We start from the raw sequence: 20,244 nt of genomic DNA, 5'->3' as shown, positions 1-20,244 counted from the left end.
GCTCCGAGGAGATGAGGAGGATAATCAAGGAAATCACAGGAAACACGCAGATCTCCAAGATTGAGCTGGAGAACCTGATTTCGATAAGGTTTCATTCAGACCATAACGCTTCCAGTGAGCATCATTTTTAAACTCCGGGAAAGAGATTGAGAGGTGTTCAAGAAGAGATCCAGATGAAATTTCAGTGGAGATGATGCAGAGGATGTCCTGGAGGCTCAGGCTCGAAAGGAAGCTCTCTTTTGCCAACTTCAGCGCAAGCAGGGAAGATTCACCTGTCAGCATTATCGGGGCACCCCTCGACATGTCGAATTCGCATGCGCCCGGGACCATGTATGCTCCGGAGCAAATAAGGAGAGTTGCGGAGAGCCTCGAATGGTACTCATTCATTTCGGAGAAGGATCTCACTGAGATCGGTTTCTACGATGAGGGGGATCTCGTTCTCTATCCGGGAGACCTTCCCAGAAGCATTGAGCTGATTTCTGAAGCTCTGTCTTCGCTTAGCAGTGAAGGAAGGTTTCCGCTCATGCTTGGAGGAGAGCACACTGCTACTCTTGGAGCAGCGGAGATGCTCAGGAGCAGCTGCCTCATAATCGTTTTCGATGCCCACCTCGATCTCAGAGAAGATTATCTGGGCTCTTCTCTCAATCACGCCACCGTGATGCGGAGGCTGTGGGAGAAGATTCCTTCAGCTGATTTCGTCTTCATTGGGACGAGGGCTGCTACCCCGGAAGAGCTCCAATTCGCCAGAAAGGAATCAATGGAAATATTCACCAGCAGGGCCATCTGGAAGTTCGGAGCTGCAGAAGCCGCGAGAAAGATCAGAAAGATGACTGAAGAGGCTGAATGCACCTACATCACCTTCGATATGGATGCTATTGACCCTGGGTTCGCTCCGGGCGTCGGGACCCCTGAGCCTCTCGGCCTGGATCCCCACACTGCGGTGGAAATGCTCCACTCCTTCATAGGAAGGAGAACGGTGGGGATGGACATTGTTGAGGTAAATCCGCTGAGAGACTGCGGAGAAGCGACGACCTCTCTGGCAGCGAGAATAGCCATCGAGTCTGTAATAAAGTATGGATTGAGCAGGAGAGAAGGCTAGATCGCTTTTATCCTCTTGACATAAGGCTTTCTCATTTTGTAGACTATTTTGCTTCCGCAGTAGACGCATTTTATGCTGTGGAGGAGCTCAAAATCCTGAGGTCTGAGCTCTCTCCCGCACCTTGCGCAGATGTAAATCACTTCACCGCCAGCCTGCTGCTCTTCCAAAACAAACCACCGTTTACAAAAGAGAATGCTGGGATTATTAAGCTATTGCTCTAAAAAAGTTGGTGTAAAGTTAAGTGTTTTTGACTGCTTCGGGAGTGGATTCCTTGCGAGCTCCCTGAGCTAGCTGATCCATCGTGCTCGATAGCCAAATGGCGAGAGGTCTGTAAATTGCATGACTGAACTTGGTGAAAGGAGCTGTTATTAGCAAGTCGAATACCGCTACTAAGTGGACCAGCAGAAATATATATGTGAGGAAAGGATACCCCATGAACCTGAACATTGTTACTAAGAACCCAGTTATTCCTGCGAGGAAGAGCAGCCAGAGGAATACCCAGTCTGTGTGATGAGAATATTTCGCATATGCCTCTTTCTTGCTGAACCTCCCAACAATGAAGTAAAGTGAACCGTAGAGCAGAAGAGCGCCGAAAACCACTCCTATTCCCAGAGGGACTACCGGAGGTATATTAATGCCGTAGAAATCCCTCAGGAAGTCGGTTATGGTAGCTATGGACAGCCCCACGAATCCCCAGAAGAGGCTCATGTGTCCGATATATCTGAGCTTATTCTCGCATTTTGTATATTTCAGCTGTAAAGCGACTTCATCTATAAGCGTCATCACTGAGCTCTTCACCCAAAGCCCAAAATTGCCTTTTGCTCCTACGATGTAACTTTTAGAAATGTTTTTGTACATTATGTAAAGGTTTGCCAACCCCAATGCGATTACAATTACACCTAAGATCAGCCCAGCATCATGGATAAACCCCTTTCCTATGAAGCAGTACGGAAAGCTCTGTCTCATCTCGTCGACGCTGACATTTGGATTCATGAACATCAGTAGACCTACCAGAGCAATTAATGAGAGAATCGTCCATGACAGCGCAGCAGTTACCTTGTTATAGAATAGCCCTGCTATCCTGCCCACCGAGTACTTGATTGTAGCATATCTCCTTAGGGCCATCATAAGCCCAGCGGGATCCGCCTGTCTGGGGCATGACTTCGTGCATTCACCGCAGTAATAGCACAGCCACAACTCAGGCGCTGATACGATCTTGTTCTCCATCCCCAATATCGAGTACCTGATTAACTTTCGCGGAAACTCGTGCCCCTGCGTGGACAGAGGACATATTGCTGTGCAAACGCCACAGTTATAACAAGCGGTTATGTCGAATGCTCCTAATTTTTTCACTCTTTCAATGAATTTTGGGTCCACTCTCGCCAATTCTTATCACTTCTTGATTCTATATTTATAGTAACCCTCATCGGTCCTGCTTTCAGGCTCCAGGATGCCATACCTCACGAATGTCAGGACATACCAAGCAGTGAGGCTTTTCTCCATTCCTATCTCCTCAGAAATCTCTGGAATGGTTTTAGAACCGTCTCTAAGTGCATTCAAGATCTTCGTCCTTACCCTGCTTATCTCCTTCACAAGCTCATTCAGTTCCTTCGAGGGCTCTGCTCCAGTTTTCTTTCGGTACTCCAAAACAGTGCTCCTTTTAGCTCCTCCGCTCACCTATCACCACCTCCCTTCCTGCTGCCTCTATCATCGCCCTTATCTGGTTGTTAGTCAATCCATTGAGATGTATGGCTTCGGTAGGACAGACCGCAACACATGCGCCGCACCCCATGCATTTCGCTTTGTTCACCCATGCTCTCTCACCAATATCTCCATAGTTCTTCACCTCTATTGCTTCATATGGACACACCTCGATGCATCTCTTGCTCAAATTACATGCATTTGGATCTACCTCTGCTTTGAACGGCTCCAGCTCAATTATCTCTTTCAACGTTATAGCAGCTACCTTTGATGCAGCTGCGTTCGCGGAGGTTAAAGTCTCATATAGATCCCTGGGCGCCTGACAGGTACCTGCAATAAATATGCCTCCTATTGCTGTTTCCACAGGCCTCAATTTAGGATGAACTTCCACGTAGAACCTGTCTCTTCCTCTGGATATCCTCAACAGCTTATCAAGCTCAGGACTCTTCCTTGGAACCATGCCTGTCACTAGAACGACTAGATCGACTGGCACTTCCAGATGCTCCCCTTCTGTAAGAATATCTTTCACTTTGATCAGCAGCTTTCCCCCCTCTTCTCTCACTTCGGGAGGTTCATCTTCGCTGTATTTTATGAAGATGCCCCCTCTACGGCTGACATCCTCATACATCCTCTCATATCTTCCGTAGGTTCTGACATCCCTTACTATGTGATATGTACGTATACCCTGATCCATTAGAAGAGAGGATATGTACATGGCAGCATTGCAGCAGTATCTAGAACAGTATTCGTTAACCTCTTCCTCGGACGTCCTCTTCTGCCTGCTTCCCACGCAGTAGATGAATGCTACATCCTTTATATCCCTCCCATTCAGCTTCAGTTTCCCACCATTGAGGTTCATCAGCCTGTGAAGCTGAGGGAGGGTTATCACACCCTGTTTACCATAGCCGAACTCTCCCTCTTTTGGCTCGTATGGGTCAAATCCCGTAGCAACTACAACGGCTCCAACCTTGAGCTTTACTGTTTCGGACTTTTGATCTAGATCTACCGCATCTCCCAGCAGTTCCTTCACTGCTTTCAGATCGCTGCAATGCTCTTTATCTAATACAGGTATGGGCGGAAAAGCTCCCTCATATGGGTAGTATATCGCTTTCCTCCTGACAAGACCATAGTTGAATTCATCCGGTACCTCATCAGGCAGCTTTTCAATCTTCTCCTTGATCTCATCATAGGGCACTTTTATATACCTAGGCTTTATCTCAATCTCAACCTCGAAGTTTCCTATATAGCCAGTGAATGACTTTATTTCAGCGTTGGTATATATGGCAACATTATCCCTCTTCACGAGCTCGCTCGCTAATTCTTTTACTATTTCAGTACCATTCTTCCCGTTCGGATATACTTTGTAGAGCTGAGAAACCCTTCCCCCAAGAAATGGATACTTCTCCACCAAGTAAACGCTCAGTCCTAATCTGGAGAGGTCCAGAGCAGCTCTTAATCCAGCAACTCCACCTCCGATTACCAGGACTGCATGCATTGTCTTCTGCTTTATTGGTTCCAGAGGTTTGGCTTCCCTGACGTATGCTATTGCTGCTCTTACATGTCTTATGGCCTTCTCGGTGGCCCCTTCTCTTGTGTCGGTATGAGCCCATGATACCTGCTCCCTTATGTTTGCATGGTAGTAGAGGTAGGGGTTGAGTCCAGCTCTCCTCACCACTTCCCTAAAGGTGAGCTCGTGTAGCTTAGGGGAGCAGGATGCCACCACCACCCTGTTCAGCTTATGTTCCCTGATATCAGCTATCATCTCGTTTTGAGATGAATCTGAACATGCAAACATAACATCTTTAGCTACTACAACTCCAGGCTCCTCTTTTATAGCTTCTACGACTTTCTTCACATCAACATAATCGGATATGTTGCCCCCGCAATGGCAGACATATACCCCTATTCTGAGCTCCTCGCTCATTCTGTCCGCCTCGCCTGTTTCTTCCGCACCTCAGAGAGATATGCGGCGCATTGGATGGCAGCGGCTCCACCTTCGAGGACAGAATCGGGTATGTCTTTGGGCCCCAGTATGGTGCCAGCCGCAAAAACTCCTTTTATGTTTGTTTTAACTGGATTCTCACTGATGGGCCTTATCCAGCCTATATCATCTAATTCAAGCTTCTGATCTTTGAACGCATCCGCCGTATCATTATTCGGCAGTAAACCCACCGAGAGGACAACTAAATCGTGCTCTGCCTTGCTAAGTCTTCCACTTTCTATGTCCTCATACCAAACTATGAGGTCGCCGTTCTCCTTCTGTTCTATCTTGGCGACCCTCCCTTTGACGAACTTTACTCCCATGTCCTTGGCCTGCTGGTAGAATTCCTCAAATGATTTCCCGAATGCTCTTATGTCCATGCAGTATATGGTGATATCGGCAAGCGGCAGGGCCCCCATTAAGAGCTGAGCCTGCTTTATTGAGTACATGCAACATATCTGAGAGCAGTTAGGGTTGTTCACTATCCTATCCCTAGAGCCAACGCAGAGGACATATCCTATGTTGCTGGGCTCCTTTCCATCTGATGGGCGGAGAATCGTGTGATAAGGCCTTGTAGGCGCCAACAACCTGTCCATTTGCATCGCAGTGATTACATTAGGATATTCCCCGAAGTGATAGCTTTCCTTTAGCCTAGCATCAAAAAGATGGAAGCCAGTAGCTATTATTATGGCTCCAACCTTGAGATGATGTATTTTTGGCGCCTGTGTGAAGTCTATCGCTGGAGGCTCTGTTGGACAGACCCTCTCGCACTGACCGCAGTATATGCAGTGATCCAAATCAACTACTGCTACCCTTGGAACAGCGGTATCGAAGGGTATGTATACTGCCTTCCTGCCAACTAGCCCCCAATCGTACTCACGGGGCAATATCACAGGGCATGCTAGTTCGCATCGACCGCAGCCAGTGCACCTGGAAGAATCAACGAATCTCGGCTTCTCAACTATTTTTACCCTGAAATCTCCCTCTCCCTTCTTTTCTATTTCCTCCACTTCAGAGTAGACTAGCAATTTAACCATGGGATGATGGGATACTTGCGCCATCCTGGGAGTGGCTATGCAACTTGCGCAGTCCATTGTGGGAAAGGTTTTGCTCAGCTTGTACATGAAGCCGCCTATTGATGGCTCTCTTTCGACCAGGACTACCTTGAACCCCATGTTTCCGAGATCTAGCGCAGCTTGAATTCCAGCTATTCCCCCTCCTATGACCAGAACGTCGTACTCCTCTTCTGGCAAGTTTTCTATATCTTTATAATACTTCTTCTCGTACCAAGGTTTGACGGACATTTTCATATCTCCCCGATCTTCACCTTGCCGAGTTCCTTGATCCTGCCGTAGAAAGCCTCAATCGACCTGACAAACGGCTCGGCGCAGACTGAGCATATTCCAGCTATTGCAAGCCTCTCGGGTTTTATTCCATTCTGCTTTAGGAGGCTCTGAGCTTCTGTCATCCTTCGAGACGTTATATCAACACAGGCAGTTGAGAGGTAGGGGCAATCTGGACCATCTGCTGCTATGAATACACCATCGAATCCATGAGTCAGCGCATATAGGACAAATTGCGGCCTGACCATTGAGGAGCAAGGAAGCCTCAGTATCACAGTCCTGACCGGATAGTGAAGGTGCATTAAGCCAGCGAAATCTATGCCTGGATCAGATATGGTATTCGTAGAAAAAATCAGAATGAGTGGAGCGTTTGAATCTTCCATTTAAGGTCACAGTTCTACTTTCTCCTTCTGACAAAAATTCTATAGTATCCCGATTCTTCCATATATCCAAGAAACTCATGTCCCATCTTTTCAGCCCAAGCTTTAACATTCCCCACAGTTGCAGCATCTGAGGAAAGAACTTCCATTACCCCCCCTACCGGAACCTGACCTATGTTTCTCTTGGCTTCGAGAAGAGGGCCAGGACATGAAGTACCTCTCGCATCCACCACTTTATCAGGCTTCAAATTCTTCAGATCGGTTGTCATTTTCAATTCCTCCTTTCAGATGAAAAATGATAGTTTAGCATCGCGCACTTTTTCTATGAACTCGCCTGCCTCCATGATTTCGTCTACCATCTCTAGGTCGTCTTTTGATACCCCCCATGCCTTAGCTGCTGTGCTGCAGGCATATATGTGGATGTTTCCGGTTTCCTTGCCCTGCTTAAGTATATCATACCACATCGGAAAGTTCAATTCCTTAATCCTCTTTAAAACGGCATCCTTTAACTCCCCAAATTCGGAGAAGTTCATGTTCTTCTTAATAACATCCTTTTTGAAAGCGTGAACTCCCCAGAGCTGCAGGAATATATCAACTTCCCAGTCCATAGCAGCTGCGCTGCTTGCCAAAATGGACATCCCAAGCAACCTATCCACGCTTCCACTAAATACGACGATAGCCATTTTATCTGCCACAGTGCCACACCGATATTATTTTTAGGTAAAATTTGCTTAAAAACTTAACTTTCTCAAGTTAAGTTTTTTATAATTATAAAGAGGTTTATGATTTTCCCTAGCATAACTAAACATAATCCCGAAGATAAGCGAAAATTTTATTCTTTTCAGTGCTTTATGCATTGTTGAAGTGATAGCTTTGGGATTGAAAATAGAAGATCTGGAAAAGCTCGTTCTCGTTTCCGACCCTAAAATGAATCCCGCTTCCAGAAAAGTAGCATTCGTTGTGACGAGGATTTCCTCAAAGGATGACAGGTACTATTCATCGATCTGGCTCTACAACATGAACGATGAGTCCCTCATCCAACTCACAGAAGGCCCCTCTGACTACTATCCAACGTGGAGCCCGAGCGGCAGATACCTGGCCTTTGTTAGGAGGGCAGAAGAGCAGGGCAAAATCTCTTTTGAGCTCAGGGTAGCAGACTTGAAATCCTGCAGCCCCTCAAGGGTTCTGCTGAAGATCGAAGGAGGGATAAGCAGCATAAGCTGGAGCCCAGACGAGAAAGAAATCATATTTATAAGCAGCAAGGGAGAGCCAGAGAAGGACGTGAAGCACATAGAAAGCATACCGATCTGGTTCAACGGGGCCGGCTTCGTTTACAACAGAACTTCGAGGATATACTTAGCGGACTTCACCTCGGGGAACTTCGAGGAAATCCCCATAGGTGAGGGAGAAGACGTTTCATATGCTAGGTGGTCTCCCGCTGGCAGAACGATAGCATATGTCTCCTCCTCAGACAGGCTTAAGCCCTACATAACAGATATCCACATATACGATCTAGAATGCGGGAAAGAGGAAAAGCTGACTGAAAGCGATATGTCTATCGAGGACTTCGCGTGGAACTCATCGGGAACAAAGATAGTCTTCAGGGGGAGCGATCTCTCGAGGGGGCTGGCGGGCCATCTGAGGCTGTGGATCCTAGATGTAAGGACGAAGGAAATGGTAGAGCTGGACCTCCCCGACAGAGACGTTTCCAATGCCATGAACTCTGATGCGAGAGGGCCTAGCGGGGGGCAGAAAGTTCAGTGGGTGGGAGACTACATCTACTTCCCCCTCATGATGGGCTACAAAGCTTCGCTGTACAGGTGGAGCGAGAAGACCGGGGCTGTTCCTGTAGTAGATGGAGAGTTCACAGTTGAAGACTTTTCGGTGATGGGCGATGTTGTGGCAGCGACTATTATGAGCTCGGTTTCTCCCCCAGAGCTCTACATGCTGAGAGGGGAGAGCCTGAGGAAGATAACTGCTTTCAATGACTCACTGCTGAAAAAGGCAAATCTCGCCAGGCCAGAGAGGTTCGCTGTGAGGGCCAGCGATGGCGCGGAAATCGATGCTTTCGTGCTAAGACCTGCGGAATTCAGCGAGGGAAAGAAGTACCCAGCGGTCCTCTACATTCATGGAGGGCCAGCCACAGCGTATGGGGAATCCTTCATCCATGAGTTCCACGTCCTGTCGGATGCAGGGTTCGCTGTGATATTCTCCAACCCGAGAGGTAGCACGGGATACAGCGAAAGCTTCAGAGATATAAGGGGGAAGTACGGGACTAGAGACTACCAGGATATTATGGAGGTCCTGGATGCGGCGCTGCAGAAATTCCAGTTCATCGATGCTGAAAGAATAGGAGTTGCAGGAGGAAGCTATGGAGGCTTCATGACAAACTGGATAATAACGCACACAGACAGGTTCAGAGCCGCTGTGACGCAGAGATCTATAAGCAACTGGATAAGCTTCTATGGGACTACGGACATAGGATTCTACTTTGCGGAAGACCAGGTCATAGGGAGGCTGGGGAAGAGGCTTTGGGAGGAGGGATCGTTCGAAAAACTGTGGGATTCTTCTCCCCTCAAGTATATCGGAAACGCGAAGACTCCGACGCTTATCCTTCATTCGGATGAGGACTACAGGTGCTGGCTGGACCAGGCGATACAGCTTTTCACTGCGCTGAAGCTGAAGGGAGTGCCGACGAGGCTGGTGATATTCCCGGGAGAGAATCATGATCTGTCCAGGAGCGGTAAGCCGAAGCACAGGATGGAGAGGCTCAAAGAAATAGTGGGATGGTTCAACAAGTACCTGAAGACTCCCTGATGCTACCTCCCGCTGGCTATCCCCTTTACCAGATTTTCATGCCTCATTTCATCCTCTCTTATCAGCCTGAAGATCTCAAAAGAGCTCCCCCTTTCCTCGAAGATCTTCGCTATGGAGAGCGACATCGCTTCCTCGTAAACGCTTTTCTCGTGAGAGATGAGCTCTTCGAATATGTTCATAAGATCGCTTTCTTCGATTTTTTCCATGCCCTCGATCCGCCGCTTGAGCCTTTCTGTAGACTCGAGCGAGTTCTGGAAGACCTCTCCAAGTATTTCGGAGCACTTCTCTGAAGTCGCTTCATCCTTTCTTCCTCCCAGCCTCTCATAGAGGAGGTGGTGCTTGTATGTATCCATAGCAATGAAGAGGATAATTCCTTTCCTCGGGTCGCTATTATTCATCCTCTTTTGTAGCTCATCGTACATTTCGTATGTTCGGAGCTCCAAAAGGCTCAGGCAGGAAAGAGATAGCTCATAGTCTTCCAACGGAACCACTTCCTAAGCTTTTCGAATTTTATGTATTAAATAAATTTAAATATTTTTTGTTCCTTTTTGATATATATTTTATTTACTTGTTTGGTTGCTTCGAAAATTGCTTTGATGGCAACGCAGGGAGTTTCAGCTTTATTACTTTTTTTCTCCCCTCTTTTTCTGGTGGTGCGATTTTGCTCAGATTTGTAGCTTCAGCGGACATAGGAGCAACGAGGACGAGGATAGGAATTTTCGAGTACTTCAGGATGGCTCCGCTGAGGAGGTATGAGCTACTTACGGCTCCCCTTCTGGAGAAGGGAGAGCTCATAAACGAGATCGTTCGGATAATAGAACAATTCTCGAGAGAAAATGAGAAAGCTAAATTGATCTCAGTGGGAATAGGTTCGATCGGCCCCCTCGACTTGAGGCGTGGATCAGTTATTAACTCTCCGAACGTAGGAAGAGCCAGCTTCGAAGTAAAGAGGCCTCTGGAGGAATCCCTGTCAGCTCCTGTCCACATCGTGAATGACTGCGCCGCAGCTGTCTACGGTGAGTTCATGGCCGGCCATGGCGTTGGAAAGAGGAACATAGTCTACGTGACTCTTAGTACCGGAATAGGTGCAGGAACAGTTGTTGATGGGAGGCTAATTTTTGGAAAAGATGGGAACGCCCACGAGGTTGGACACCTAGTTATTTCCTATGATTCAGACATAGAGTGCGGATGCGGAGGTCGAGGTCACTGGGAGGGTTTAGCTTCTGGAAAAAACCTGTGGAAAATTGTGAATAAGATCAGGTCGAGAACGGCAGAGCATACGAATCTGAAAAGCGAGGTCATTTCTCCAGAAGAGCTCTTTTCCAATTGGAGAAAGGGAGATGCCTTCGCTTCCCGTGTTGTAGAGGAGCTCGCGAAGATCAATGCTGCCGGTATAGCATCAGTCATAAACGCATATGACCCTGAGCTTCTCATCATTGGAGGGTCAATAGCGCTCAAGAACAAGCCATTTATCGATATGGTTTTGAATAGAGTTTCCGAATACACAATAAACAGGCTCCCAGATTTTGCTCTGCCATACTACGGAGATGACTCTGTTTTGGTGGGGGCAGCCTGGATAGCTAGGAAGCCTCCGCTGGAGCTGCTTCAGCTCGAAGACAGCGTTTGAAGGAATGGGAGTTGGAGAATTTCAATTCCGGTGTCTGATCGTGACAGAGAAGGAAGCTTTGAAAGCGGGGCATGTTTTTTAAAAAAAGCATGCAACGATCTCGGTACCATAGCCTGACCTCCTCCTGCTCTGAAGGGGAAAGGTTCCCTTCATGGGGGTCACAGGTTCCCAGCATCTGTTCAGGTCCACATCTGGCTTTCAGTTATAAGAAACATGTTTTTTGAGACGATGCATAAAATTCTTGAAGTCCTTGAAGAACTCCTCCATTCAGTCCTGCGCTTGGAATTCAGTTCCTCAAAGCCTGTGCTCTCTCTTTTTGAACTTTCTTTGAAGCTAGATGAACTCCTATCATAAAAACTATGTAGAAGGGGATCGCCAGCATGAACATGGTTATTCCTGAGGGATCCGGGGTGATGAGTGCTGCTATGAATAGAATAGCTATGAAGACCAGCCTGCTGTTGTATCCCTTCAGCTTCTCAGCATCTATGACACCGTAGACTATGAGGTAGTAAATGATTAGGGGGATTTCGAACACCGCTCCAGTAGCGAGCGTTATTCCAACGATGAATGAGAGGAGGCTGGAGTAGGTCATGCTTATCATGAAGTTCTCCGTTGGCGCCGGCGCTGCCTGGAGCATGAGCATTATCTTCATCGTTATTGGAGAGAGGCCGAAGTAGCCTAGAGAAGCACCCAGTATGAACAAACCAACGCCAGCCGTCGCGACACCCTTCATCCTTTCCCTCTCAGAAGGATAGAGTGCAGGCTTTACGTATTCGTAGATTTCGTAGGCGATGAAGGGAGAGGATATGATTGCTGCAAAGAGGAGAGAGGTGTAAAGAATCACATTGAAGCCTTCAAATGCTGATGTGTAGATTACAGTAACGTTGAAAGTGTGGCCGTACCAAGTGATGTTCTGAGGGAGGACATAGGAGACCAGATCCTTCGAGAGCTCAGCTACGAGGGGGACGTAGGAGTGGGAAAGGTCAACAGGGATGAACGTTATAACTATCCAGACGGATATGAAAAAAATGAGAATCTTCTTGATTCTTTCCGAGAGCTCTTCGAGGTGCTTTTCCAGCGGCAGCTCCTCAGTTGGAGCTTCTTTGCCCATCCGATTCAGCCCTTTGGAAAAAATTGCTTACTTCCCTATTCTCTCCTGAATTTTCTTGAGGATTTCCGAGTCGCTCAGACCGCCGACATCGATTCCCAGCTTCTTCGCTATGTCGAGAAGAACCTGCTTGTCATCGCTCGATATGCTCTGCTTTGCAGCAATTGAAGCTACGGCCTTCTTGTCCTCTTCGGTTGCTCCTGAAGCTGCTTTCCTGAATTCTCTCAGAGCCTCGCCTATGGACCTAGCGAGCTGGGGAAGCTTAGATGGGCCGAGCAGCAGTAAGGCAATGACGAGTATTGCTATGATTTCGGGAGTTCCCAGTGAGCCGGGCATCCTTTCCATCTCCGATATTATTTTTTTATAACAACCTAAATAAATTTATCTTTTAAAATTTAGCAAAATTATGTCAGAAATGCGGTTCCAGCTTATTGAAAAATTTATATGAAACCACCTCATTAGAAGGATAAATTGAGAAAATATTCAAGATGAACAGCCATGGGAAGGAGTGTTTTTGAAAAAATTCTGAGAGAGCACCTCGTTGAAGGCAAGCCGGAGCCAGGAGAGGAAGTTTCAATAAAGATAGACCAGACTCTCACTCAAGATGCTACAGGGACAATGGCTTTTTTGGAGTTCGAGGCCATTGGGATACCAAGAATAAAGACAGAGCTGAGCGTAAGCTATGTCGATCACAACATGCTCCAAATAGACTACTTGAACCCTGATGACCACCTATACCTCCAGACAGCAGCTGCCAAGTTCGGTGCATACTTCTCGAGGCCAGGAAACGGGATATGCCACCAGGTACATTTGGAGAGGTTCGCCGCCCCAGGAAAAACGCTGCTCGGTGCGGACAGCCACACCCCAACTGCTGGAGGAGTTGGTTCTCTAGCTATTGGTGCCGGCGGGATGGAAATAGCAGCGGCGATGGCTGGGGCTCCCTACACGTTCAAATTCCCGAAGCTCGTGAGGGTGGAGCTCAAGGGAAGGCTGAGGGAGTGGGTTTCCGCGAAAGATGTAGCTCTAGAGATGCTGAGGAGGCTAACGGTGAAGGGCGGAGTGGGCAAGGCCTTCGAGTTCGTGGGGGAGGGGATAAAGGGCCTCACCGTTCCGGAGAGAGCTACAATAACGAACATGATGGTGGAGAGCGGAGCAACGACCAGCATCTTTCCAAGCGATGAAGTGACGAAGAAATGGCTCGAGGCTCAGGGAAGGGTGGAACAGTGGAGGGAAATCCTTCCAGATAGTGATGCTTATTACGATGAATCCATGGAAATAGACCTCTCGGAAATAGAGCCTCTAGCAGCAATGCCGAACTCCCCAGACAACGTCAAGCCTGTCTCCGAAGTTGAAGGAATAGAAGTCGCTCAGGTTGCCATAGGCTCCTGCACAAACTCATCGCTGAGGGACTTGAAAGTTGTGGCCAACGCGCTGAAGGGAAGAAAGATATCACAATCAACATCCCTCCTCATAAACCCGGGATCGAGGCAGGTAGTTCTCAACCTGATAGCAAGCGGTGAATATAAATATCTCATTGAAGCTGGTGCGAGGATTCTGGAGAACGCGTGCGGTCCCTGCATAGGCATGGGTGGAGCTCCCCCCTCCGGATCTTTCAGCGTGAGGACGTACAACAGAAACTTCAAGGGGAGGAGCGGTACAGAAGATGCAGGTGTGATTTTGACGAGCCCTGAAACTGCAGTGGCGACTGCCCTTTCCGGAAAGCTGACAGATCCGAGAAGCCTCGGAAAGATGCCAGAGATCTCCCTTCCGAATAAGTTCATAATAGACGACAGCATGATAATCCCCCCGCCCCCGCCGCAGGAAGCTGAGAAGGTAGTAATAAGGAGGGGACCAAACATAAAGCCGCTCCCCTCTTTCGATCCCCTACCGAGCAGCTTCGAAGGAGAGGTGCTCATAAAGCTCTCGGACAACGTCACAACAGACGACATCCTGCCAGCTGGAGCTAATGTCCTTCCGCTCAGGAGCAACATCGAGAGGATCTCGAAGTTCATATTCCACAGGATAGACCCAACATTCCACGACAGGGCAAAGGAGAAGGGCGGAGGCGTGATACTCGGAGGCGAGAACTATGGTCAAGGGTCGAGCAGAGAGCACGCCGCCATCGTTCCGAGATATCTGGGGATAAGGGCTGTGATAGCGAAATCTTTCGCGAGGATCCACAGGTCCAACCTGATAAACTTCGGGGTTCTCCCATTGATGCTCAAGAGCAGCTCCGACTACGATCTGCTGGAGAAGGGGGACAGGATGAGGATCAGCTTCGGGAGGCTGGAGGAGAAGGAGCTCAGCGCCGCGGTGCTCAATAAGGGGATCGCCATATCTCTGAGGCATGACCTCTCCGAGAGGGAGAGGGAGATAGTTTTGGCGGGAGGGCTCCTCCCGTGGATAAGGTTGCGTTTTTCTTGAAACTTTCAGGAAGGCTTTGATTTGAAGGGTGATGGAAATGGTTCAGAGGGAAGAAATTGAGAAAGTGAAGGAATATTTTGGAAAGCTCGTGGAAGAGCAGCTCGAGAGGGCAGAGAGGATAAAGGCTTCCTCGGTGCCAATAGACTTCTCAAAGGTCAGGCCGATAATTATAGGAGTTGCAGGAGGAGACGGGATAGGCCCGATAATTGTCAGCGAAGCGGAGAGGATACTCAAGCACCTGCTTAAGGAGGAGATCGAGAAGGGAGAAGTCGTCTTCAAGGAGATCGAAGGGCTCACCATCGAGAACAGGGTCAGGGTCATGAAGGCTGTTCCAGACGATGTACTCGAGCAAATAAAGAAGACCCACGTGCTGCTGAAGGGCCCGACGCACACGCCTTCTGCTGGAGACCCCTGGCCCAACATTGAAAGCGCCAACGTAGCCCTAAGGAGGGAGCTGGACCTCTTCGCCAATGTAAGGCCGGTGAAGAACCCCCTCCTCGGCATAGACTGGACTTTCTTCAGGGAAAACACAGAAGGGGAGTACATTTTGGGAAGCAGCGGGATTGATATCGGAGATGTCTCGATAGACTTCAAGGTCATAACTGAGGCGGGCAGCGAGAGGATAATAAGGATGGCCTTCGACTACGCAAAGAAGACCGGGCTGAACAGGGTCTCCGTCGTGACGAAGGCCAATGTTGTGAAGAAGACGGACGGGAGGTTCTACAGAGTTGCGGAGAGGGTAGCTAAAGAGTACCCGGAAGTGAAGTGGGATCACTGGTTCGTAGACATATTCTCAGCTAAGCTTCTGGATCCCGAGAGGAGGAGCGACTTCAAGGTGATCGTTTCTCCCAACCTCTACGGAGACATACTCACGGATGAGGCAGCCCAGCTGCAGGGAGGAGTGGGAACTGCGGGAAGCGCGAACATCGGGGCGAGATATGCCATGTTCGAGGCGATCCACGGAACTGCCCCCCGAATGGTGAAGGAGGGGAGGGCGATCTATGCCGATCCAGAGAGCATACTGAGGGCATCTGTCCTTATGCTCAGGCACATAGGCTTCAACGAAAAGGCCGATGTGCTGGAGAAGGCTCTCGATATATGCAGCATATACGAGAGGAAGATTGTCGTAACAGGAAGGCCCGGAGGAGCTACAACGAGGCAGTACGGGGACTACGTGCTGAGCTGGATCGAGAACCCTGCTCTCAGCGAAGAGTGGGAGAGGATGAAGGAGGAGTTCTTGAAAAAAGCGAAGCAGGGTGTGATGTGAAGTGCCTCTGAGATCCAAGGGGAAAATGTTCAGGGAAGCTCTCGAAAAGCCTGGCCTGCTGTTCAGGCCCTGCGCTTATGATGCTCTCTCTGCTGTGCTTATAGAGAAAGCCGGCTTCGAGGTAATCGGGACAACGGGATATGGAATAGCTGCCAGCCTGATAGGGCAGCCAGATATAGGATTGGTGAGCTATGGAGAGATGCTTGAGAGGGTCAGGAGCATAATAGCGGCAGTGAGCAGGCCCGTCGATGTTGATGCTGACACAGGATACGGGAATGCCCTCAACGTCTACTGGGCTGTCTACAACTTTGCCCTAGTTGGTGCGGGAGGTGTGAGGATAGAGGATCAGGTGTGGCCCAAGCGCTGCGGGCACATGGCTGGGAAGCAGATAATACCGAAGGATGAAATGGTTCAGAAGATAAGGGCTGCTATAAGGGCGAAAAACGAGGTGGACCCGGAGATGGTCATAGGAGCTAGGACAGATGCGAGGAGCGTTGCAGGATTCGAAGCCGTTGTAGAGAGGGGGAAAGCTTATGCGGAGGCGGGGGCGGACTACGTATATGTTGAGGCCCCTCAATCTATAGAAGAGCTCAAGAATCTGGTGAAGAGCATTCCCGCTCCAATAGCTCTCAACATTATACCTGGAGGGAGGACCCCACCTTTCACAGTCGAGCAGCTGGAGGAAGCGGGGGTGAAGTACTTGTCCATTCCAATGATAGCTCTCTACCCTGCTGCTAAGGCGATCTCTGAGGCTCTGAAGACTTTCAGGGAGACCAAAGACCTGATGAAGCTCGCTTCAATGGGGGTGAGCTGGAGCGAGTTCAACGAGATAGTGGGGATGAGCAGGTGGAGGAGCATGGAGCTGGAGTTCTCGACGAAGGAGGACCTCATTGCCAGGTACGGAACGGATGATCTGGAAGAGATAAAGAGAAAAGAGCTGGGAGAAACCGAGGAGAAGTGGAAGGGATTAAAGAAGTAGCTTCACAAGTCCAAGGGGGAACGAAAGCAGGAAGGCAATGTATCCTATGAAGACTGCCGTTGCCAGGGGGATCCCGTAGCTTGCTATCAGAAACTCTCCATCAATCGAATATTTTTCCGGATCCAGAGGATCCAGCTCCATGTTCGCGTGGAGCCTCTTCATTCCCGGAGCCAGAAGGGGAAAGTAGAATTTCTTTTTTCTGAACTCATCTCTGCTCATGACTTCTCCGAAAATGAAGTAGTAAGCCTTCGAGAGGATCCCCAAACCTCTCGTGAGGACTCTGAATTCATCGATCCTCTTCAGGTTCACCGCCATATTCCTCAGAATGATGAAGAGGGGGAGGAAGAACGAAAAAGCTACAGCAATGAAGCCAGGGAAAATGGGGATTCCGAGGAAGTAAACCGGGAAAGGATTGAGCAGGAAAATGTAGGAGACTAGGAAGGCATCTCCCCTCCCCATGAGGCCGAAAATTGAAAGAATGTAAATTAAGAGGAAGGAGAAGAGCCCGACTGCGGCATTTACAAGGACTGGGAGCTGGTAGGTCTCGAAGAAGAAAGCGTTTATGGCTATTATCACTGGTGCGAATAAATAGAAGGCCTTGGAGCTTATCTCCCTGCTCCTCCAGTCCTCATAGGAAAGGTAGGCATAGTAAACGAGAGTTGCTGCTGCGGAAAGTAAAACAAGGGAGGGCATAGTGCATCAGCCTAAGCTCTGTAAACGGCAATGCTGAGCCTCTTGTCATCGCATGAAACGCCTGCTATAGCCCTGACATCCGAGCCTTCGAGCTCAAATTCCTTCGAGAATCCTCCTATGCCGTCGTCGACCTTCCATCCTTTTCCCATTAGCTCGTGAACTGTTGCTCTGTCGCTTATGTTGCACTTGCTCCTCACCTCCTCAATCTCCTTCATGAGCTGGGGGGAAAGGAACTGCTGCGCTGCCTTCCTGGCAACTTTTTCGTTTATAGGATGGAAGTAAGTGACCTCGATTTCCTCATTATTGAGCTCAAATATCATCTTCTTGATGAAGAACCTGCTGATGTCTTCCATATCTTCCTCCTCAGAGATAGTAGTATGCGAAAGCCCAGTATTTATCTTCTATCTGTATGAAGAAGACGAGGACCTCGGTGTACTGTCCAGATGCATTGACCTGGAGAAGAATGGCTGGAGAAGAGGAGAAGTCGAGCCTGTAGAGGCTTACGGTCCTCCCACCCAACCAGAGATCTAGGGAGTAGTAGGAGCTGTCGGAGCTGTATATAGGCTGGATCATTACGCTCGAGGATGAAACTTGAGATGCGGGAGGAGTAATCCATTGAGTTGAATCGCTGAGGTTGGCAAAGCCGCTCGCTACATAGGGAATAAGGATCTGGTCCTGAGAGCTGAATATGAAGGAGCTGCCCCTTATTCCCAGGAGAGCAGCATAGATTGTTGAATTGGCTGAGTAGGAGACTTGAAAGACGTATTGGGGAGGCTGGGAGAAGACTCTGAGCACCGTTATTTTCGTTGAGCTCTCCGCTATCATGTTCTGGATTGTCTGGGAGGATTTCAGCTGCGTTGCTGAGGACTGAGCATAGCCCCAGAGAGCGAAAGCCATTCCGAGCACGGCAGCCACAAGTATAACTGTTGAGATGAGCTCGCTAGACCCCCTCATATTTATCCTCTCGCGTAGAGCTGGAACCCTATGAACTCCAAGCCTGTGGTTACCTCGTCGTTGTTCGTTCCGTCCAAGTCAAAAGAGTAGGGATCCCAGAATGAGACGGCTACTTCGTAGAGGTGAGGGGTGTTTGGAATTGGCAGGGCGACGTTCACTGAAAATGAGGAGGTGCTTGGGGGAAATGTGGACTCCAGAGATGCTAAGTCTTGGTAGGTGAAGTTCCTGGAGCTGACTATCGCGTAGCTGTTGTTCACGTCTACAACTGCTAATGAAATTAAAGCTCTGTCTGTGGCTCTCACTGTCTGGAGCTCATAGGTGTCGTAAACGCTGTCGTGGAAAAACAGAGATGCCACGACGTTGACGCCAAGATATTGGGTTCCATTGAAAGCAACTTGCGAGAGGATAAGCTGCAGGGGCTTAGTTGTGTAGTCTACGGCAACCCAATTTCCATATGAGTCAGCAACTGTATAAGATTTTTGATTTCCCCCTCCGGTTGGCTTGTATGAGAACACGAGGTCTTCTGTTGTGAATATAAGCTCCGGGTATCTGTTTCCGTCGGTATCAGCTATAAGCAGATATGGATCGTAGGTGCTTGGCTTTCCTGTGAGAGATGTATTTATTCCATAGAATTTCAAAGAGCTCACCGTTCCGTTCAATATGATGCTGATAGGAGGGGTTGCAACTTGGAGATCTTGGTTTTGTTTAGTTATATCAATGTTGCCATAGTAATATTTGCCGATGGCCTGGGTTCCGTTTTTCCAAATGTAATTGAAGTTTCCAGAAGAGATATTGTAGATGTAGTACTTCACAGCAATTTGAGAGGCGTTCAGGCCCTCGATCTTTATCCTCCAGGTGGACCCATTGGCTTTCCCATTAAACCAATCAGCGATGAAAGATGAGGAAGGATCCGAAGAGCTCCAGTCGCTTTTATTCGGGTTATTGCTATATATGTAAGTTATGTTAAAAGAGCAGGAATCCCCAGTCACATTGAAGAAGCCCCCAGAAGCCATCGCCCCTGCCAGCAGAATATTGAAGACGGGGAAGTTGTTATTGCTGTTAGGATCGTTCTCCCACTCCGGCTGATAGCCTATATAGGCGTTCCCTGTAAGATCCAAGCTTATATGAACCATAACATTTGTACAGCTCTTGTATAGCATTAAGGGATACGCTTGAGACAGATCACTATCAGACTTGATCCTGAGAACGCCGCCCGTCAGATTAGCGATTGTTGATGGGGTAGGAACGTTTATGAGACTCATATCAAATTTGATTTTTCCGCTTTCCATTTCCTTTTCGAGGTCAGAAGTGAAAAAGGTTACAGGGTTGAGGAGATAGCTTACCCCTCCGGGGAGATTGCTGTTGTAATTGTAGTTGGTATTGCTAGAAACCCCAGAAGTTTGAACATAAGCTATTGCTCCGTCAACTGTTGTTACTGCTACTGGAAGGTACTGATAGAGGGGGAATTTTAGCGAGAGGGAGGAGCCAGGAGGCAAGGATAGGTAGAAAGGAGTGAACTGGGCGTTTCCGATGAGAGATGGGGAGAACTGGGAGAGGAAGCTGAGGGATGAGGAGTTCATTGGGACGAAAATCAGGCTCCCAGTAGAGTTCAATATCAAATAGGAGATCTTCTCAGTTGAAGTCCCACTGTTTTCAATGATGAGAGTGCCATCAGAGAAAAGTGTTAGGGAGAGGGCCTTGTTGAGCCTGGTTACAGCGTTCCCAGCCATCTGATTTACGTTTATGGCGTATTTAGTCGATGAGCTCAGATAGGTCTGGAGGAGGGGAAATATGAGGGTTACCAGTATTATTATGAATATTATGCCCGCTATTATATTTGCGCTTCCTCTCAATGCTGTTTCCTCAAAAAC

Annotated in this window: 21 protein-coding genes; 6 read left to right on the top strand and 15 right to left on the bottom strand. The window is 48.5% G+C overall.

Going from position 1 to position 20,244, the window contains the following annotated elements:
• Positions 1 to 202: 202 nt before the first annotated feature.
• Entirely contained in the window at positions 203 to 1,099 is an 897-nt protein-coding gene (gene speB / locus ACLGLO_RS06430) for an agmatinase (RefSeq protein WP_492128083.1), read from the top strand.
• Here the strand turns inward: speB and ACLGLO_RS06425 are convergent.
• The 8 genes from ACLGLO_RS06425 to ACLGLO_RS06390 all read right to left on the bottom strand — a co-directional run bounded on the left by ACLGLO_RS06425 (position 1,096) and on the right by ACLGLO_RS06390 (position 7,199).
• Entirely contained in the window at positions 1,096 to 1,266 is a 171-nt protein-coding gene (locus ACLGLO_RS06425) for a TFIIB-type zinc ribbon-containing protein (protein ID WP_492128082.1), read from the bottom strand. The two genes, speB and ACLGLO_RS06425, sit on opposite strands and share 4 nt — an antisense overlap.
• A 70-nt stretch (positions 1,267 to 1,336) precedes the next feature.
• Positions 1,337 to 2,452, bottom strand: coding sequence for a 4Fe-4S dicluster domain-containing protein (locus ACLGLO_RS06420; protein WP_492129158.1), 1,116 nt, complete (start codon positions 2,450 to 2,452; stop codon positions 1,337 to 1,339).
• Positions 2,453 to 2,491: 39 nt separating this feature from the next.
• A complete protein-coding gene (locus tag ACLGLO_RS06415; RefSeq protein ID WP_492128081.1) occupies positions 2,492 to 2,776 on the bottom strand; it encodes an ArsR family transcriptional regulator in 285 nt (94 codons plus the stop codon).
• Positions 2,760 to 4,724 carry a CoB--CoM heterodisulfide reductase iron-sulfur subunit A family protein gene (locus ACLGLO_RS06410; RefSeq protein ID WP_492128080.1) on the bottom strand — a complete coding sequence of 655 codons (1,965 nt, stop codon included), beginning with the start codon at positions 4,722 to 4,724 and terminating at the stop codon, positions 2,760 to 2,762. The genes ACLGLO_RS06415 and ACLGLO_RS06410 overlap by 17 nt, the downstream gene beginning before the upstream one ends.
• A complete protein-coding gene (locus ACLGLO_RS06405) occupies positions 4,721 to 6,085 on the bottom strand; it encodes an FAD-dependent oxidoreductase (protein WP_492128079.1) in 1,365 nt (454 codons plus the stop codon). Before ACLGLO_RS06405 ends, ACLGLO_RS06410 begins: the two co-directional genes overlap by 4 nt.
• Positions 6,086 to 6,087: 2 nt before the next feature.
• Positions 6,088 to 6,507 (bottom strand): hydrogenase iron-sulfur subunit, encoded by a 420-nt coding sequence (locus ACLGLO_RS06400; RefSeq protein WP_492128078.1) that lies wholly within the window; start codon positions 6,505 to 6,507, stop codon positions 6,088 to 6,090.
• A gap of 14 nt (positions 6,508 to 6,521) precedes the next feature.
• Entirely contained in the window at positions 6,522 to 6,773 is a 252-nt protein-coding gene (locus ACLGLO_RS06395; protein ID WP_492128077.1) for a sulfurtransferase TusA family protein, read from the bottom strand.
• 15 nt (positions 6,774 to 6,788) lie between these two features.
• Positions 6,789 to 7,199, bottom strand: a complete 411-nt coding sequence (locus ACLGLO_RS06390; protein ID WP_492128076.1) for a DsrE/DsrF/DrsH-like family protein — start codon at positions 7,197 to 7,199, stop codon at positions 6,789 to 6,791.
• A gap of 178 nt (positions 7,200 to 7,377) precedes the next feature.
• Between ACLGLO_RS06390 and ACLGLO_RS06385 the strand changes: the two genes are divergently transcribed.
• Entirely contained in the window at positions 7,378 to 9,321 is a 1,944-nt protein-coding gene (locus ACLGLO_RS06385) for a S9 family peptidase (protein ID WP_492128075.1), read from the top strand.
• Positions 9,322 to 9,323: 2 nt separating this feature from the next.
• On the opposite strand, the gene ACLGLO_RS06380 is transcribed toward ACLGLO_RS06385, so the two are convergent.
• The gene (locus ACLGLO_RS06380) at positions 9,324 to 9,803 is read right to left on the bottom strand and encodes a hypothetical protein (RefSeq protein ID WP_492128074.1); all 480 of its coding nucleotides are present in this window, start codon (positions 9,801 to 9,803) and stop codon (positions 9,324 to 9,326) included.
• Positions 9,804 to 9,982: 179 nt separating this feature from the next.
• Here ACLGLO_RS06380 and ACLGLO_RS06375 point away from each other — a divergent pair, with 179 nt between their 5' ends.
• Complete coding sequence (locus ACLGLO_RS06375) at positions 9,983 to 10,948, top strand: ROK family protein (protein WP_492128073.1); 966 nt, start codon at positions 9,983 to 9,985, stop codon at positions 10,946 to 10,948.
• Positions 10,949 to 11,234: 286 nt separating this feature from the next.
• On the opposite strand, the gene tatC is transcribed toward ACLGLO_RS06375, so the two are convergent.
• Together tatC and tatA are read right to left on the bottom strand one after the other, a co-directional pair.
• On the bottom strand, positions 11,235 to 12,059 hold the full coding sequence (gene tatC / locus ACLGLO_RS06370; protein ID WP_492128072.1) for a twin-arginine translocase subunit TatC: 825 nt from the start codon (positions 12,057 to 12,059) through the stop codon (positions 11,235 to 11,237).
• Positions 12,060 to 12,086: 27 nt separating this feature from the next.
• Entirely contained in the window at positions 12,087 to 12,392 is a 306-nt protein-coding gene (tatA, locus tag ACLGLO_RS06365) for a twin-arginine translocase TatA/TatE family subunit (protein ID WP_492128071.1), read from the bottom strand.
• 162 nt (positions 12,393 to 12,554) lie between these two features.
• On the opposite strand from tatA, the gene ACLGLO_RS06360 reads away from it, so the two are divergent.
• The 3 genes from ACLGLO_RS06360 to ACLGLO_RS06350 are packed head-to-tail and all read left to right on the top strand — an operon-like array spanning position 12,555 to position 16,726.
• Positions 12,555 to 14,480 (top strand): aconitate hydratase, encoded by a 1,926-nt coding sequence (locus tag ACLGLO_RS06360; protein WP_492128070.1) that lies wholly within the window; start codon positions 12,555 to 12,557, stop codon positions 14,478 to 14,480.
• Between the two features lie 37 nt (positions 14,481 to 14,517).
• On the top strand, positions 14,518 to 15,747 hold the full coding sequence (locus ACLGLO_RS06355; RefSeq protein WP_492128069.1) for an isocitrate/isopropylmalate family dehydrogenase: 1,230 nt from the start codon (positions 14,518 to 14,520) through the stop codon (positions 15,745 to 15,747).
• 1 nt (position 15,748) lies between these two features.
• Positions 15,749 to 16,726, top strand: coding sequence for an isocitrate lyase/PEP mutase family protein (locus tag ACLGLO_RS06350; protein WP_492128068.1), 978 nt, complete (start codon positions 15,749 to 15,751; stop codon positions 16,724 to 16,726).
• Here ACLGLO_RS06350 and ACLGLO_RS06345 read toward each other — a convergent pair.
• From ACLGLO_RS06345 to ACLGLO_RS06330, 4 genes are read right to left on the bottom strand one after another with little or no spacing between them, the layout of a single operon-like run.
• Positions 16,715 to 17,419 carry a prepilin peptidase gene (locus ACLGLO_RS06345; RefSeq protein WP_492128067.1) on the bottom strand — a complete coding sequence of 235 codons (705 nt, stop codon included), beginning with the start codon at positions 17,417 to 17,419 and terminating at the stop codon, positions 16,715 to 16,717. The two genes, ACLGLO_RS06350 and ACLGLO_RS06345, sit on opposite strands and share 12 nt — an antisense overlap.
• Before the next feature lie 11 nt (positions 17,420 to 17,430).
• Positions 17,431 to 17,772 carry a hypothetical protein gene (locus ACLGLO_RS06340; protein WP_492128066.1) on the bottom strand — a complete coding sequence of 114 codons (342 nt, stop codon included), beginning with the start codon at positions 17,770 to 17,772 and terminating at the stop codon, positions 17,431 to 17,433.
• A 10-nt stretch (positions 17,773 to 17,782) separates the two neighbouring features.
• Positions 17,783 to 18,373 (bottom strand): hypothetical protein, encoded by a 591-nt coding sequence (locus ACLGLO_RS06335; protein ID WP_492128065.1) that lies wholly within the window; start codon positions 18,371 to 18,373, stop codon positions 17,783 to 17,785.
• A gap of 2 nt (positions 18,374 to 18,375) precedes the next feature.
• Positions 18,376 to 20,226 (bottom strand): hypothetical protein, encoded by a 1,851-nt coding sequence (locus ACLGLO_RS06330; protein WP_492128064.1) that lies wholly within the window; start codon positions 20,224 to 20,226, stop codon positions 18,376 to 18,378.
• Positions 20,227 to 20,244 lie beyond the last annotated feature (18 nt).

It is taken from the genome of Fervidicoccus sp. SLHALR4 (genome assembly GCF_058692745.1).
The sequence above is the reverse complement of the archived record's forward strand: the minus strand, read 5'-3'. Positions and strand labels throughout refer to the sequence as shown.